A 14,790-nucleotide genomic window follows, 5' to 3' on the forward strand; every position below is an offset into this window, starting at 1 on the left:
CTCGTCACCCGAGAGCAAGCTCTCTGTGCTACCGTTCGACTTGCATGTGTTAGGCCTGCCGCCAGCGTTCAATCTGAGCCATGATCAAACTCTTCAATTTAAAAGTTTGATGCTCAATGTTTCTTTATTTCTAAAGAAAAGAACTTCGTAATGAATTACGTGTTCACTCGTTGAGACTTGGTATTCATTTTTCGTCTTTCGACGTCAAGAATCCAGTCACCCTGAGTGCCCACACAGATTGTCTGATAAATTGTTAAAGAGCAGTGCCGCCTCGCTTTTTGCTGCGGCGCGGGTTGCGTATACTACGCTTTCCCGCTGTGAAGTCAACTGTTTATTTTCAGAATTCTTCACCTGACAGGCCGGTGTGTTTGCCGTTGTGCCGTGTCAGTGGAGGCGCATTATAGGGAGTTAATTCCCGCTGACAACCCCTAATTTCAAAAAACTTTTCAACCGTCTCTTTTTTCAACAAAGCGTGGTAAAAAGCGGCATGAATTGCCGATTTTGCTGTTTTTGCCACCGCTGCAAGGTATCGAATGGCATACTAGCCAGTGAAATAAAGAGATAAGGAAGTAAAAATGCCGCTAAACGCACAACAACTTGCCGCGCAGAAAAACATCTCCTGGGTTCTGGCTGAGAAACTGGCGCAACAAATCCTGAAGGGAGAATATGCCCCAGGCAGTATTCTGCCGGGTGAGATGGAGCTGGGTGAGAAGTTTGGCGTAAGCCGCACCGCTGTCAGAGAAGCGGTAAAGACATTAACCGCAAAAGGCATGGTGCTCCCTCGCCCACGTATCGGTACTCGCGTTATGCCGCGCGGAAACTGGAACTTCCTTGATAAGGAGTTGCTCTCCTGGTGGATGCATGAGGATAATTTCCAGGACGTTGTTCAACACTTTCTCATTATGCGTAGCAGTCTTGAGCCTCAGGCGTGTCTGCTCGCCGCCATGCTGGGTAGTGCGGAACAAAAAGCGTATCTCAATACATTAATGGAAGAGATGGTGTTCCTGAAAAAGAACTTCAACCGCGAACGCTGGGTAGAAGTCGATATGGCATGGCATGAACATATCTATGCGATGAGCGATAACCCGTTTCTTATTTCGTTCTCTACACTGTTTCATTCTATCTATCACACCTACTTTACCTCTATTACACAAAATGAAGTGATCAAGCTCGACCTTCACCAGGCGATTGTGGACGCCATCCAGGAGAGCGATGGCGACAGCGCGCTCCGGGCGTGCCAGCTGTTACTGAATACGCCGAATTAACAGGACAAGGTATGACAGAGAAGAAAGCACGCAGTATGGCCGGCCTGCCGTGGATTGCGGCAATGGCTTTTTTTATGCAGGCACTGGATGCCACGATCCTTAACACCGCACTCCCTGCAATAGCACAAAGCCTTGGCCGTTCCCCTTTAGCAATGCAATCGGCGATCATCAGCTACACACTCACAGTCGCCATGCTTATCCCCATGAGCGGCTGGCTGGCCGATCGCTTCGGTACCCGGCGCGTCTTTATGCTGGCAGTCAGCCTGTTTACTCTTGGTTCGCTGGCCTGCGCGCTTTCTAATTCATTATCGATGCTGGTCGTGTTCCGCGTGATTCAGGGGATCGGTGGCGCAATGATGATGCCGGTCGCACGCCTGGCATTGCTTCGGGCTTATCCGCGTAGCGAATTGCTGCCGGTACTGAACTTCGTCACCATGCCTGGGCTGGTCGGGCCGATTCTGGGGCCGGTAATGGGCGGCGTACTGGTTACCTGGGCGAGCTGGCACTGGATCTTCTTAATTAATATCCCGATTGGCCTCGCCGGTCTGTTTTATGCACGTAAATACATGCCGAACTTCACCACGCCACGGCGCAGTTTCGATATGGGCGGTTTTTTCCTGTTCGGTTTGAGCCTGGTGCTGTTCTCAAGCGGTATGGAGTTATTCGGTGAGAAGCTGGTCGCCAGTTGGATAGCTTTTACTATCATTCTGAGCGGCATTTTGCTGTTACTGGCCTACATCCGCCATGCGCGCCGCTATCCAACGCCGTTGATATCGCTCAACCTGTTTAACACCCGCACCTTCTCCGTTGGCGTTGCCGGGAATATTGCTTCGCGTTTGGGTACTGGCTGTGTGCCCTTTTTAATGCCGCTAATGTTACAGGTGGGCTTCGGTTATCCGGCATTGATCGCCGGTTGCATGATGGCGCCCACCGCGCTGGGTTCTATTCTCGCAAAATCGATGGTAACCCAGATATTGCGCCGGCTTGGCTACCGTAAAACGTTGGTGGGTATCACGCTGTTCATTGGTTTGATGATTGCCCAGTTCGCCTTACAAACACCGGCGATGGCAATATGGATGCTGGTATTACCGTTGTTCATTCTTGGGATGGCAATGTCCACGCAGTTCACCGCAATGAATACCATTACGCTTGCAGACTTAACCGACGATAACGCCAGCAGCGGCAATAGTGTGCTGGCAGTAACACAGCAACTGTCGATTAGCCTCGGCGTGGCGGTTAGCGCAGCAGTGCTGCGTTTCTATGAAGGATTTGACAGCACAAACACAGTGGAGCAATTCCACTACACCTTTATTACTATGGGCGCGATTACGTTGATTTCCGCGTTAGTGTTTATGTTGTTGAAAGCAAACGATGGTCGCAACCTGATTAAAGAACGGCACAAAAAGTCAGGCTGAGCCGCGCTCCATTAATATTGGCGTGAGCTGCAAACGCTGCTGTTGCAAGCCAGGCTCCGCAATCCGGTGGATAAGCACATCAATCGCCAGCTCACCCAGTTCATCTTTCGGCTGATGAATAGTGGTGAGCGGCGGCGTCATGTAGCGCGCCAGTTCAATGTCGTCATAACCGACGATCGCCATATCCTGCGGGATTTTCAGCCCCGCCTGGTACAGCGCCTGATACGCGCCAACGGCCATCGCATCATTACCAATAAATACCGCCTGCGGGCGTTCGTGCATTGCCAGTAATGCCTGCATCGCGTCGAAACCGCCGCCAAATTCAAAATCGCTCTCGATCTCATCCCCTTCACGGATCACCAACCCGGCGCGAGCCATCGCTTCGCGATACCCTTCCAGACGTAAACGTGCAGGCGTTTTATCCAGCGGGCCAGTGATGCAAGCGATACGCGTATGGCCTTTGTTGATCAAATACTGGGTCGCCATATCGCCGCCGAGCAACGAATTGTCCTGAATCAGATCGCTGTCGCCATCGAAGGGCGCCCAGTCCATCATCACAGTTGGAATTGAAGGATAGCGCTGCATGATCTCTTGCGAGGGCTGATGCGTTTCGGTACACAGCAACAGCAACCCATCGACGCGTTTTTGCATCAATGTTTCCAGGTTGCGGTTCATCCGCTGCTCGTCACCCTCGGTGTTGCACAACACCAGGCTGTAACCCCGCTCGAAGCAGCTGCGCTCCACGCCGCGTACCAGCTCCGAGTAAAAGGGATTAGTACTGGCGGTGATCAGCATGCCAATCGTACGCGTCTGGTTGATCTTCAGACTGCGCGCAATCGCTGAAGGCGCATAATTCAGCGTCTTGATCGCCGTTTCCACTTTTTCGCGGATAGCCTCACTGACAAAGCGATCTTTGTTAATCACATGGGAAACGGTTGAAGTGGAAACGCCCGCCAGGCGGGCAACATCCTTCATGGTCGCCAAGCATCACCCCTGCGAAGAGAGAAAATCGTCAATCTCATTGCGCCACGGCACAGACGGTTGCGCACCCTTACGCGTGACGGCAATCGCCGCCGCCGCATGAGCAAAACGAATCGCCTCATCCAGAGGTTTATCTTCCAGTAACGCGGTCAGCAGCGCGCCATTAAACGTGTCACCCGCCGCAATGGTATCGATGGCTTTCACGTTAAAACCCGGTACGCGTTTGCCTTCGCCACTAACGCTGGCCCACACGCCACGGCTACCGAGGGTAATAATCACCGTTTTAATACCTTTGGCGTGAAGCGCCTGTGCAGCCCGCGCGGCATCTTCGTCGCTGGATACCTTAATTCCGGTGAGTTTTTCCGCTTCGGTCTCATTTGGCGTGATGATATCCACCAGCGCCAGCAGTTCATCGGAAAGCTCGCGCGCCGGTGCCGGATTCAACGCCACGAGGGTATCGCTCTGACGCGCAATACGCGCCGCAGCCAGTACGCTCTCAACCGGTGATTCCAGTTGCATTAACAGAGCAGAAGCTTGTGCAATCAGATCCTGCTGCGCGTTGACGCGATCAATTGAGAGCGCCGCATTCGCTCCCGCATGAATACCGATAACATTCTCACCTTCAGCGTTGACGAAAATTAGCGCAACACCGGTGGATTCACCCGCAACAACGCTCACCGGCGCAACATCAATATTGTCGCTCTCGAGCTGTTTACGCACACGCGCACCGGTATCGTCATCACCGGTACAGGCAATAAACGCAATATCCGCACCGCTGCGCCCGGCGGCTACCGCCTGGTTTGCCCCTTTACCGCCAAAAGCCACCTGATACTGGCTGCCCGTCACGGTTTCGCCCGGAGCAGGGAAAGATTCAAGGTTAAGAATGTGATCGGCATTGATACTGCCAAGGACAACGAGTTTGCCTGCGGTTTTCATGATGAGCTTGTCCGTAAAATGCGCCACCTTTCGGTGGCGCGTGCCATGCTTTTCTTTTTTGCATTGTCCCTCAGGCGAAAGGTTTTTGCCCTCCACCAGAATGACCAATTACTGCTTGATAACCAGTTTCAGATCAACCGGGTTTTTGGCGTAGACTTTTTCACCTTTCAGCACTTTGTCTGCGGTATCCACGCCTTTCGCGCCGATCTGCTCCGGCAACTGAGCGATAGTCGCCGCCAGTTTACCGTCGTTAACCGCTTTCACGCCGTCTGGCGTACCGTCAAAGCCCACCACCATCACGTCGGATTTACCGGCAGTTTGCAGTGCGCGCAGCGCACCCAGCGCCATTTCATCGTTCTGTGCGAAAACAGCCTGCACATCCGGATGCGCGGTCAGCAGGTTCTGCATCACATTCAGGCCCTTAGTGCGGTCGAAGTCAGCCGGCTGGCTGGCCAGTACATTGAATTTGTGCGCAGCAACTGCCTGCTGGAAGCCTTCGCCACGTTCACGCGCAGCGGAAGTCCCGGCAATACCCGCCAGTTCGATAACTTTCGCGCCTTCGCCCGCTTTTCTGGCAATGTAATCGCCGGCAATTTTGCCGCCGAGCACGTTATCAGAAGCAATATGGCTTACCACTTCACCGCTGGACGCTACGCGGTCGAGGGTGATCACCGGGATTTTCGCCTGGTTTGCCATTTTCACAGCGTTACCTACAGCGTCGGAATCGGTCGGGTTGATCAGCAGCAATTTGGTGCCGCGCACGGTCAGGTCCTGCACGTTCGCCAGCTCTTTCGCCGGGTTGTTTTGCGAGTCCAGCACCACCAGGTCATAACCCAGTTTGTCCGCTTCTTTCTGCGCGCCATCCTTCAGGGAAACGAAGAACGGGTTGTTCAGCGTGGAAATCACCAGAGCAATAGAGTCTTTCGCCATCGCGTTCGCGCTTACGGTGGCGCTCAGTGCAACAGCAGAAACCAGAGTGGCCAGTTTTTTCATGTTCATTTTCATGAGTCCTGTTGTGTAGGTAATTACTGCTTTTTGTTGTCTACCAGTACCGCGAGCAGAATAACCACTGCTTTAACGATCATCTGGTAATAGGAGGAAACGCTCAGCAAATTCAATCCATTATTGAGGAAGCCAAGGATCAGCGCGCCGATTAATGTGCCGACAATACGTCCTTTGCCACCTGCGAGACTGGTCCCACCCAAAACAACCGCAGCGATAGCATCCAGCTCATAACCCGCTCCCGCAGTAGGTTGCGCCGAGGAAAGACGCGCCACTTCAATAATGCCCGCCAGCGAGGCCAGAAGGCCGCACAGGGAGTAAACGATAATTTTGACTTTATCAACGCTGATACCGGATAAGCGCGTCGCCGCTTCGTTACCGCCTAATGCATAGATATAGCGACCCAAACGGGTGTGATGCAACAGATACCACGCCGCGATAAAGACAACGGCCATTAGCCACACCGGCGTCGGAATACCGAACGGACGACCAATACCGAACCAGCCAAACACATCCGCGTTATCAGTAAAACCGGTATTCACCGGGCTACCGTTGGTATAAACCAGCGTCACACCGCGCAGCAGCAGCATCATCACCAGCGTGGCGATAAACGCCTGTACGCGGCCTTTCGCGACAATCGTACCGGTCAGCGCGCCAACAGCCGCGCCGAGCGCCAGCGCGCCAACAACCGCCACCAGCGCGTTAACTTCCATGCCCACCAGCGAGGCGGCAACCGCGCCGGTGAGCGCTAACAGAGAACCGACGGACAGATCGATCCCCGACGTTAAAATAACCAGCGTCATACCGACCGCCATAATGGCGTTCACCGAGGTCTGTTGCAGGATGTTTAACAGGTTATTGACGGTAAAAAAGTTCGGGCTCATGGTCGAGACAATCGCAATCAGCACCAGCAGGGCAATCAACGATTTTTGTTCCATCAACCATGCTTTGGTGAAATAACGGCGACCAGAAACAGCCTGGGTAGTCATCTTTTTTACTCCTGATTCACACGATTAAGCTTGCCCACAGCGGCAGCCATCAACACTTCCTGAGTGGCCTGCTCGCGCGTGAATTCCCCGCCGAGATGCCCTTCATGCATCACCATTATGCGATCGCTCATGCCCAGCACTTCCGGCATTTCGGAGGAGACAAGAATGATGCTCAGGCCATCGGCCTTAAACTGGTTAATTAACTGATAAATCTCTTTCTTTGCCCCAACGTCGACACCACGCGTTGGCTCATCGAGGATTAGCACTTTCGGCCTGGTCATCAGACCTCGGGCAATCGCTACTTTTTGCTGATTCCCGCCGGAGAGCAAACCAATGGTCTGTTCCATAGAAGGCGTTTTCACATTAAACAAACGAATAAAATCACTTACCGCCTGCTGCTCATCTTTGTGTTTTAGCGTACCGCCCGCATGGCTGAAGTAACGCAGCGCGGTCAGCGACATGTTCTCTTTAACCGACATGCCGAGTACCAGCCCGTCGCGCTTGCGGTCTTCCGAAATATAAACAATGCCGTTTGCCAGCCCGTCTTGCGGTGAGCGGGTGATCACTTCATGGCCATCAAGCGTCACATAACCGCTGGTGCGCGGCAGTGCGCCATACAGCACTTTCATCAGCTCGGTGCGCCCGGCGCCCATCAATCCGGCTACGCCAAGAATTTCGCCTTTACGCAGCGTGAAACTGACATTTTCCACGCCCGGCCCGCACAGGTTATCAACGGAAAGGCGAATCTCGCCCGGCGCTTTATCCAGCCGCGGATATTGATCTTCCAGTTTGCGGCCCACCATCATTTCAATCAGCGTATCTTCGGTCAGCGTGGCTACTTCGCGCTCGGCGATAAATTGCCCGTCACGGAAGACGGTCACGTCATCGCAAATCTCGAAGATCTCTTTCATGCGGTGAGAAATATAGACGATGCCGCGCCCCTGCGATTTCAACTCGCGAATGACGCGAAACAGCGATTCGGTTTCGGTATCCGTCAGGGCATCGGTTGGCTCATCCATAATGATGACCTGCGATTCGTAGCTCATCACTTTGGCGATTTCGACCATCTGCTGATCGCCAATCGACAGTTCGCCGACCAGTCGCTCGCTTTTAAAGCGCAGGTTCAGCTTTGCCAGCAGTTTGTCGGCTTCGGCAAACATCTTTTTCCAGTCTATTTTGCCAAAGCGATTCACAAACTCACGACCGAGGAAGATGTTTTCGGCAATGGTGAGTTGCGGGATCAGGTTCAGTTCCTGGTGGATGATGCCAATACCGGCTTCCTGGGAGGATTTCGGCCCGGTGAAGGTGGTTTCTTTGCCTAACCACAGCAGCGAACCGGCATCACGGGTGTAGATACCCGTCAGCACTTTCATCATCGTTGATTTGCCGGCGCCGTTTTCACCCACCAGCGCCATTACGCGGCCTGGGTAAACATTCAGCGCCGCGCCGGAGAGGGCTTTTACGCCGGGAAAGGCTTTGTCGATGCCTTTGAGTTGTAGTAACGCGTCCATGATGGCCTCAGAAGGTCACGCCAGCACAGAGAATGATATTCGCAAACGGGGAACACTCCCCGCTGCGAATCACCGCATGACTGTCCGCGGTGTGTTTTTTAAATTGCTCGTGCGTAACGTACCGCACGTCGATGTTATTTCCCTGGTGTTGCTGCAGCTGCTCAATATGCTTGAGCAACGTTTCATGGAGCTGCGGATTATGCTGCTTAATCTCCGAGGCGATAATCGCGGACTCAACCTGCATTTCCGCCGTCACCACTTCCAGTACTTGCATAAAGGAAGGCACGCCCTGCGTTAATGCCATATCAATACGTTGCGTGTTACGCGGCACCGGCAACCCGGCATCACACACCACCAGCGAATCAGTATGACCAAGACGAGAGATGACTGACGAGATGTCAGCGTTCAGCACACGACCTTTTTTCATTTTTTATGCTCCATCAGCGAAACGTTTCGCTGTATGCAGTGTAGTACGAAGAATGTGCAGAAAACTATCTTGCCGTTACAGAAGTGTGATCGATATCGAAACGTTTCGCTTGTCGAATTGATGAAAAAAAACAGCTTTCCTGTTTTAAGTGAAATAGTCAGCAATTAATAGCAAAAACCCCTCATATAGAGGGGTTTTATTGGCATTAAATTTCGACCTGCGTTCCCAGTTCTATCACCCGGTTTGGCGGGATCTCAAACTGGTCTGGCGCGCGCAGCGCGTTGCGCTGCAGCACCAGATAGAGCTTACCGCGCAGACGCAGATACCACGGCCGTTTGCCCAGAATCAACGACTCATGCGACATAAAGAACGATGTCTCCATCATGCGGCAGTTCAACCCTTCCAGCCCGCAACGGTGGAACACTTCTTCCACGTTCGGCGTTTCACGCCAGCCGTAGCTCGCCACCACACGCCAGAAGGTCGGCGACAATTGCTCAATCTGCACGCGGCGCACATTGTGCACATACGGCGCATCTTCAGTACGCAGCGTCAGCAGGATCACGCGCTCATGCAGCACCTTGTTGTGCTTCAGGTTATGCATCATCGCAAACGGAATAACGTTCAATGCACGCGACATGTAGACCGCCGTGCCCGGCACGCGCACCGGCGGTGATTTCTCCAGCGAGGCGATCATCGCCTCCAGAGAGTTACCGTGTTCATGCATACGGCGCAGCAGGCGGAAACGCTCGCTCTTCCAGGTGGTCATCACCATGAACATCACCAGCCCCAGGGTTAATGGCAACCAACCGCCGGAGACGATTTTGTCGAGGTTCGCCGAGAACAGCGGCACATCGATAGAGAGGAATAAGAGCAGAAGCAACCCCACCAGCACTTTGTTCCAGTGCCAGTTTTTACGCGCCACCGTGGTAGAGAGAATCGAGGTCAGCACCATGGTGCCGGTCACGGCGATCCCGTACGCCGCCGCCAGGTTACTGGAGTGCTCAAAGCTGACAATAACCAGCACCACCGCAAAGTAGAGCAGCCAGTTAATGAACGGAATATAGATCTGCCCGGATTCCATCTCCGAGGTATGGATGATGCGCATCGGCGCCAGATATCCCAGACGCACGGCCTGGCGCGTCAGCGAGAACACGCCGGAAATCACCGCCTGCGAGGCGATAACTGTCGCCAGCGTAGCGATAATCAGCATGGGGATCAGCGCCCATTCTGGCGCAAGCAGGAAGAAGGGGTTTTTAATCGCTTCCGGCGTTTTCAGCAGCAACGCGCCCTGGCCAAAGTAGTTCAGCACCAGCGACGGCAGCACAACGATAAACCACGCCACGCGGATCGGCAGCTTACCGAAGTGGCCCATATCCGCATACAGTGCTTCCACCCCGGTGATAGACAGCACCACCGCGCCCAGCGCCACAAAGGAGATAGCTTTATATTGCAGGAAGAAGTTCACCGCCCACATCGGGTTCAGCGCCTGCAATACTTCAGGATTATCAATAATACTGCGCGCACCGAGCACCGCGAGAATCAAAAACCACGCCAGCATAATGGGCGCAAACAGCTTCCCCACAAGGCCAGTACCGTGTTTCTGAATCGCAAACAGCAGGGTTAACACGACAATCGACAGCGGCACAATCCAGGCGTCGAGCGAAGGCGCGATAATTTCCAGCCCCTCTATCGCCGACATCACCGAGATGGCGGGCGTGATGACCACTTCACCATAGAAGAAGCTGCCGCCAATCAGCCCCATGATCACCAGCACCGAGGTCATCCTTGCGGAGGTATTGCGCCCGGCCAGCGACATCAGGGTTAAGATCCCGCCTTCACCGGCGTTGTCCGCCCGCATGACGAATGTTAGATATTTAATGGAGACAACAAAAATCAGCAGCCAGAAGATGAGCGACAAAAAGCCGAACACGGCATCGCGCTCAACGCCAAAACCAAACTGACCAGACAAACATTCACGAAGTGTATAAAGTGGGCTGGTGCCGATATCACCGTAGACAACCCCAATCGCCGCAAGCGTAACCGCAGGTAATGATTGCTTATTCTCAGTGCTCATAGACTAATCTTTTGATTGAATGCCAAAATGTGTGCTTAGTCCCTTGGCCCACAAAAAGCGCACAGTATGCACGATTATTTATGAAATCGTACCCCTAAATGCGGCCACATTAATCTGGCGCAAAGAAAATAAAGCCGTTCTTCAGTCTATTACAAGCCCTTTCAGGAACGTCTATACTCGCTTTTGCAAGCCGGATAACACGGCGAAAGGACGCAAATCTATTATGGCTCACTCACATTTATTAGCAGAAAGAATTTCCCGCTTAAGCAGCGCGCTGGAAAAAGGACTCTTTGAGCGCAGCCATGCCATTCGCCTGTGTTTGCTGGCGGCGCTAAGCGGTGAGAGTGTGTTTCTTCTTGGTCCACCGGGCATCGCCAAAAGCCTGATTGCTCGCCGTCTGAAGTTTGCCTTCAAACATGCCCGCGCCTTCGAATATTTGATGACCCGTTTCTCCACGCCGGAAGAGGTGTTTGGCCCGCTTTCTATCCAGGCCCTGAAAGATGAAGGGCGCTACGAGCGCTTAACCAGCGGCTATTTACCGGAAGCTGAAATTGTCTTTCTGGATGAGATCTGGAAAGCCGGTCCGGCCATTCTCAACACGCTGCTGACAGCGATTAACGAGCGGCGTTTTAGGAATGGTGCCAGCGAAGAGAAAATCCCCATGCGTCTGCTGGTGGCCGCCTCTAACGAACTGCCGGAAGCGGACAGCAGCCTTGAAGCGCTGTATGACCGCATGTTGATTCGTCTGTGGCTCGACAAAGTGCAGGAGAAGGGCAATTTCCGCTCGATGCTGATTAGCCAACAGGATGAGAACGACAACCCGGTGCCCGCTGAGTTGCAAATCACCGATGAAGAGTACGCCAGCTGGCAACAGGAAATCAGCAAGGTCAAACTGCCGGATAATGTCTTTGAGCTTATTTATACGTTGCGCCAGCAGCTTGATGCGTTGCCGAGTGCGCCGTATGTTTCCGATCGTCGCTGGAAAAAAGCTATCCGCCTGTTACAGGCCAGCGCCTTTTTTAGCGGTCGCGATGCGGTTGCGCCGATTGATTTAATCTTGCTGAAAGATTGCCTGTGGCACGACGCGGAAGGCATGCGTCTGCTGGAGCAGCAACTGGAAGTATTGATGACCGGGCACGCCTGGCAGCAACAATCGATGATTGCGCAGCTCACCACGATTTCGCAGCGCCACCTGCAACTTCAGCAACAACAAAGCGACAAAACGGCACTCAAAGTAAGCCGTCAGGGCGGGATGTTCAGCCGTAAGCCGCATTATGAGTTACCCGCCGGTTTAACCGAACCAGTGTTGACACTCCTCCTGCAACAGCCGTTAAAACTGCATGATTTGCAGGTTATTCACGTCACTCTTGAACGCAGTGCGCTGGAGCAGTGGCTGGCGAAAGGCGGTGAGATCCGCGGCAAACTCAACGGCATTGGTTTTGCGCAAGTGCTCAATCTGGAAGTGGATACCAGCCTGCATCTGTTGATCCGCGACGTCAGCCTGCAAGGATCGCGTCTTGCTCTGCCCGGCGGCAGTGCCACTGAAAATGTGCCGGAAGAGATCAAACAACAACTGGAAGCACTGGACAATACCTGGCACCAGCAGCACACCCGCTTTAGCGAGCAGCAAAAATGCCTGTTTATCGCCGCCGACTGGTTAGGTCGCATTGAAGCCAGCCTGCAGGATGTCAGAGCGCAGATCCAACAGGCGCGACAATGCTAACGCTGGAAACACTGAATGTAATGCTCACTATTAGTGAGGAGGCGTTGGTTGAAGAACTTATCGTCCTCCTGCTGGCTTCACCGCAACTGGCGCTGTTTTTCGAAAAATTCCCCAAACTCAAACATGCGATCACTGAAGATGTGCCGCGCTGGCGCGAGGCACTGAAAAAGCATCTGAAAGAGACCGAGGTGCCGCCGGAACTGGCGCAAGAAGTACTGAGCTATCAGCAAAGCCAGCTGCTTTCAACCTCGCAATTTACCATTCAGCTTCCGCAAATCCTGGATTTACTGGATAAGCTGCGATCCCCTTTCGCCACACAAGCCCGGCAAATGGTTGCCGATAACCCGGTCTTCACGCCCGCGCTGCATACCCTGTTTTTGCAACGCTGGCGGCTGAGTCTGGTGGTGCAAACCACCGCATTCAATCAGCAGTTACTGGAAGAGGAGCGCGAACAACTGCTCAGCGAGGTCCAGGAACGCATGACGCTCAGCGGCCAGCTGGAGCCGGTCCTGATCGAAAATGAAAATGCCGCAGGCAGGCTATGGGATATGAGCGCCGGGCAGCTCAAACGCGGTGATTATCAGTTGATCGTGAAGTACGGTGATTTTCTCAAAGAGCAGCCGGAACTCCAGCAGCTCGCGGAACAACTTGGTCGCTCACGGGAAGCCAGGTCGGTGCCGCGGAAAGATGCGCCGATGGAAACTTTCCGCACCATGGTGCGCGAACCGGCAATCGTACCGGAGCAGGTTGACGGGCTGCATCAGAGCGACGATATCCTGCGCTTATTACCGCCGGAGCTGGCAACGCTGGGAATCACCGAACTGGAGTATGAGTTTTACCGGCGGCTGGTGGAAAAACAGTTGCTAACCTACCGCCTGCATGGCGATGCCTGGCGGGAAAAAGTGACGGAACGCCCGGTCGTTCACCAGGATTTTGACCAGCAGCCGCGCGGCCCTTTCATTGTCTGTGTCGATACCTCCGGTTCCATGGGCGGTTTCAACGAACAGTGCGCCAAAGCGTTCTGCCTGGCACTGATGCGCGTGGCGCTGGCAGACAAACGATGCTGTTTTATTATGCTGTTTTCCAGCGAAGTGGTTCGCTATGAACTTACCAGTGCGCAGGGGCTGGAGCAGGCGATCCGCTTTCTTAGCCAGCGCTTTCGCGGTGGCACCGATCTGGCGAGCTGTTTTCGCGCGATCATCGAACGGATGCAGGGTGGAGAGTGGTATGACGCGGACGCGGTGGTGATTTCGGATTTCATCGCCCAGCGCCTGCCGGACGATGTCGTCAGTAAAGTAAAGGAGCTCCAGCACATACACCAGCATCGCTTTCACGCGGTGGCGATGTCGTCCCACGGCAAGCCCGGCATCATGCGTATCTTCGACCATATCTGGCGCTTCGATACCGGGATGCGCAGCCGCCTGTTACGACGCTGGCGGCGTTAAAGCAGGCCGGAAACCTGCTCGCTAACTTGCGCAGGCCATACGCCGCACTGCACTTGCCCGATGTGCGGTAATTGCAGCAGCAGCATGGTAAGGCGCGATTGCCCGATACCGCCGCCGATGGTTTGTGGCATCTCACCGCGCAGCAGCGCCTGGTGCCACTCCAGCTGTAAGCGATCTTCATCGCCGGTCAGCTTCAACTGGCGTTTTAAGGCGTCAGCATCGACGCGAATGCCCATCGACGACAGTTCCAGTGCGTCTTCCAGTATCGGGTTCCACACCAGAATATCGCCATTCAGACCGCTGAAACCGGCTTCCACCGCCGTGCTCCAGTCATCATAATCCGGTGCACGCACATCGTGGCGTTTGCCGTCGCTAAGCTTGCCGCCAATGCCCATCAGGAACACTGCGCCCAGCTCTTTCGCGATCGCTCTCTCGCGCCCTTTGGCATCGAGATCCGGGAAACGGCTCAGCAAGGTTTCGCTGTGAACAAAGTGGATCTGTTCTGGCAGGAACGGTGCCAGGCCAAATCGCTCGCTGACGGCGGCTTCGGTCTCTTTGATTCCTGACCAAATTGCCTCAACGGTGCTTTTTAACGATGCCAGCTGACGCTGATCGTCACCCAACACGCGTTCCCAGTCCCACTGATCCACATAGACGGAGTGAATAGAAGAAAGGCGATCTTCATCCGGGCGCAGGGCTTTCATGTGCGTGTAGAGCCCTTCTCCGGCGCTGAAGTCGTGCTGGCCCAGCGTCTGACGTTTCCATTTAGCCAGTGAATGCACCACTTCGAAACGGGCATCCGGCAGCGTTTTCACATTGACCTGTACCGCTTTTTCGCACCCCGACAAATTATCTTGCGTGCCATCACCAACGCGGCTAAGGATCGGCGCCTGAACTTCAATCAGGCCCAGTTTTTCCTCCAGCTGGCGAGAGAAAAAAGATTTCACGAAAGCAATCTGCCGTTGTTTTGCGATGTAAGCGGTTTTCATTATGTTACTCCTGTGTCCTGTTGCTGTTCATTA

The 14,790-nt window shown here is 53.9% G+C and carries 12 protein-coding genes and 1 rRNA gene; 4 read left to right on the plus strand and 9 right to left on the minus strand.

Going from position 1 to position 14,790, the window contains the following annotated elements; genetic code table 11:
* Positions 1 to 100: ribosomal RNA gene (locus tag JKP81_RS06455) — 16S ribosomal RNA — on the minus strand; the annotation flags it as partial.
* Between the two features lie 475 nt (positions 101 to 575).
* Between JKP81_RS06455 and JKP81_RS06460 the strand changes: the two genes are divergently transcribed.
* Both JKP81_RS06460 and mdtD read left to right on the plus strand, forming a co-directional pair.
* A complete protein-coding gene (locus JKP81_RS06460) occupies positions 576 to 1,265 on the plus strand; it encodes a FadR/GntR family transcriptional regulator (protein WP_200551082.1) in 690 nt (229 codons plus the stop codon).
* 11 nt (positions 1,266 to 1,276) lie between these two features.
* Positions 1,277 to 2,680, plus strand: a complete 1,404-nt coding sequence (gene mdtD / locus JKP81_RS06465; protein ID WP_200551083.1) for a multidrug transporter subunit MdtD — start codon at positions 1,277 to 1,279, stop codon at positions 2,678 to 2,680.
* Here mdtD and rbsR read toward each other — a convergent pair.
* The 7 genes from rbsR to kup all read right to left on the minus strand — a co-directional run bounded on the left by rbsR (position 2,672) and on the right by kup (position 10,600).
* Positions 2,672 to 3,664: a ribose operon transcriptional repressor RbsR gene (gene rbsR / locus JKP81_RS06470; RefSeq protein WP_097407231.1), complete on the minus strand. Its 993-nt coding sequence runs from the start codon at positions 3,662 to 3,664 to the stop codon at positions 2,672 to 2,674. The two genes, mdtD and rbsR, sit on opposite strands and share 9 nt — an antisense overlap.
* A gap of 3 nt (positions 3,665 to 3,667) precedes the next feature.
* Entirely contained in the window at positions 3,668 to 4,597 is a 930-nt protein-coding gene (gene rbsK / locus JKP81_RS06475; RefSeq protein WP_200551084.1) for a ribokinase, read from the minus strand.
* Between the two features lie 108 nt (positions 4,598 to 4,705).
* Positions 4,706 to 5,596 (minus strand): ribose ABC transporter substrate-binding protein RbsB, encoded by an 891-nt coding sequence (rbsB, locus tag JKP81_RS06480; protein WP_131412971.1) that lies wholly within the window; start codon positions 5,594 to 5,596, stop codon positions 4,706 to 4,708.
* Between the two features lie 26 nt (positions 5,597 to 5,622).
* Positions 5,623 to 6,588: a ribose ABC transporter permease gene (gene rbsC / locus JKP81_RS06485; RefSeq protein WP_200551085.1), complete on the minus strand. Its 966-nt coding sequence runs from the start codon at positions 6,586 to 6,588 to the stop codon at positions 5,623 to 5,625.
* Between the two features lie 5 nt (positions 6,589 to 6,593).
* Positions 6,594 to 8,099 (minus strand): ribose ABC transporter ATP-binding protein RbsA, encoded by a 1,506-nt coding sequence (rbsA, locus tag JKP81_RS06490; RefSeq protein ID WP_200551086.1) that lies wholly within the window; start codon positions 8,097 to 8,099, stop codon positions 6,594 to 6,596.
* Between the two features lie 7 nt (positions 8,100 to 8,106).
* Positions 8,107 to 8,526: a D-ribose pyranase gene (rbsD, locus tag JKP81_RS06495; protein ID WP_017458034.1), complete on the minus strand. Its 420-nt coding sequence runs from the start codon at positions 8,524 to 8,526 to the stop codon at positions 8,107 to 8,109.
* 205 nt (positions 8,527 to 8,731) lie between these two features.
* The gene (kup, locus tag JKP81_RS06500) at positions 8,732 to 10,600 is read right to left on the minus strand and encodes a low affinity potassium transporter Kup (protein WP_200551087.1); all 1,869 of its coding nucleotides are present in this window, start codon (positions 10,598 to 10,600) and stop codon (positions 8,732 to 8,734) included.
* 223 nt (positions 10,601 to 10,823) lie between these two features.
* Here kup and ravA point away from each other — a divergent pair, with 223 nt between their 5' ends.
* Together ravA and viaA are read left to right on the plus strand one after the other, a co-directional pair.
* Positions 10,824 to 12,323 carry an ATPase RavA gene (gene ravA, locus JKP81_RS06505; RefSeq protein ID WP_200551088.1) on the plus strand — a complete coding sequence of 500 codons (1,500 nt, stop codon included), beginning with the start codon at positions 10,824 to 10,826 and terminating at the stop codon, positions 12,321 to 12,323.
* Positions 12,317 to 13,768: an ATPase RavA stimulator ViaA gene (gene viaA, locus JKP81_RS06510; RefSeq protein ID WP_200551089.1), complete on the plus strand. Its 1,452-nt coding sequence runs from the start codon at positions 12,317 to 12,319 to the stop codon at positions 13,766 to 13,768. Before ravA ends, viaA begins: the two co-directional genes overlap by 7 nt.
* On the opposite strand, the gene asnA is transcribed toward viaA, so the two are convergent.
* On the minus strand, positions 13,765 to 14,757 hold the full coding sequence (gene asnA, locus JKP81_RS06515; protein WP_200551090.1) for an aspartate--ammonia ligase: 993 nt from the start codon (positions 14,755 to 14,757) through the stop codon (positions 13,765 to 13,767). The two genes, viaA and asnA, sit on opposite strands and share 4 nt — an antisense overlap.
* Positions 14,758 to 14,790 lie beyond the last annotated feature (33 nt).

The organism is Kosakonia sp. LAM2021, from assembly GCF_016620385.1.
GTDB lineage: Bacteria > Pseudomonadota > Gammaproteobacteria > Enterobacterales > Enterobacteriaceae > Kosakonia > Kosakonia sacchari.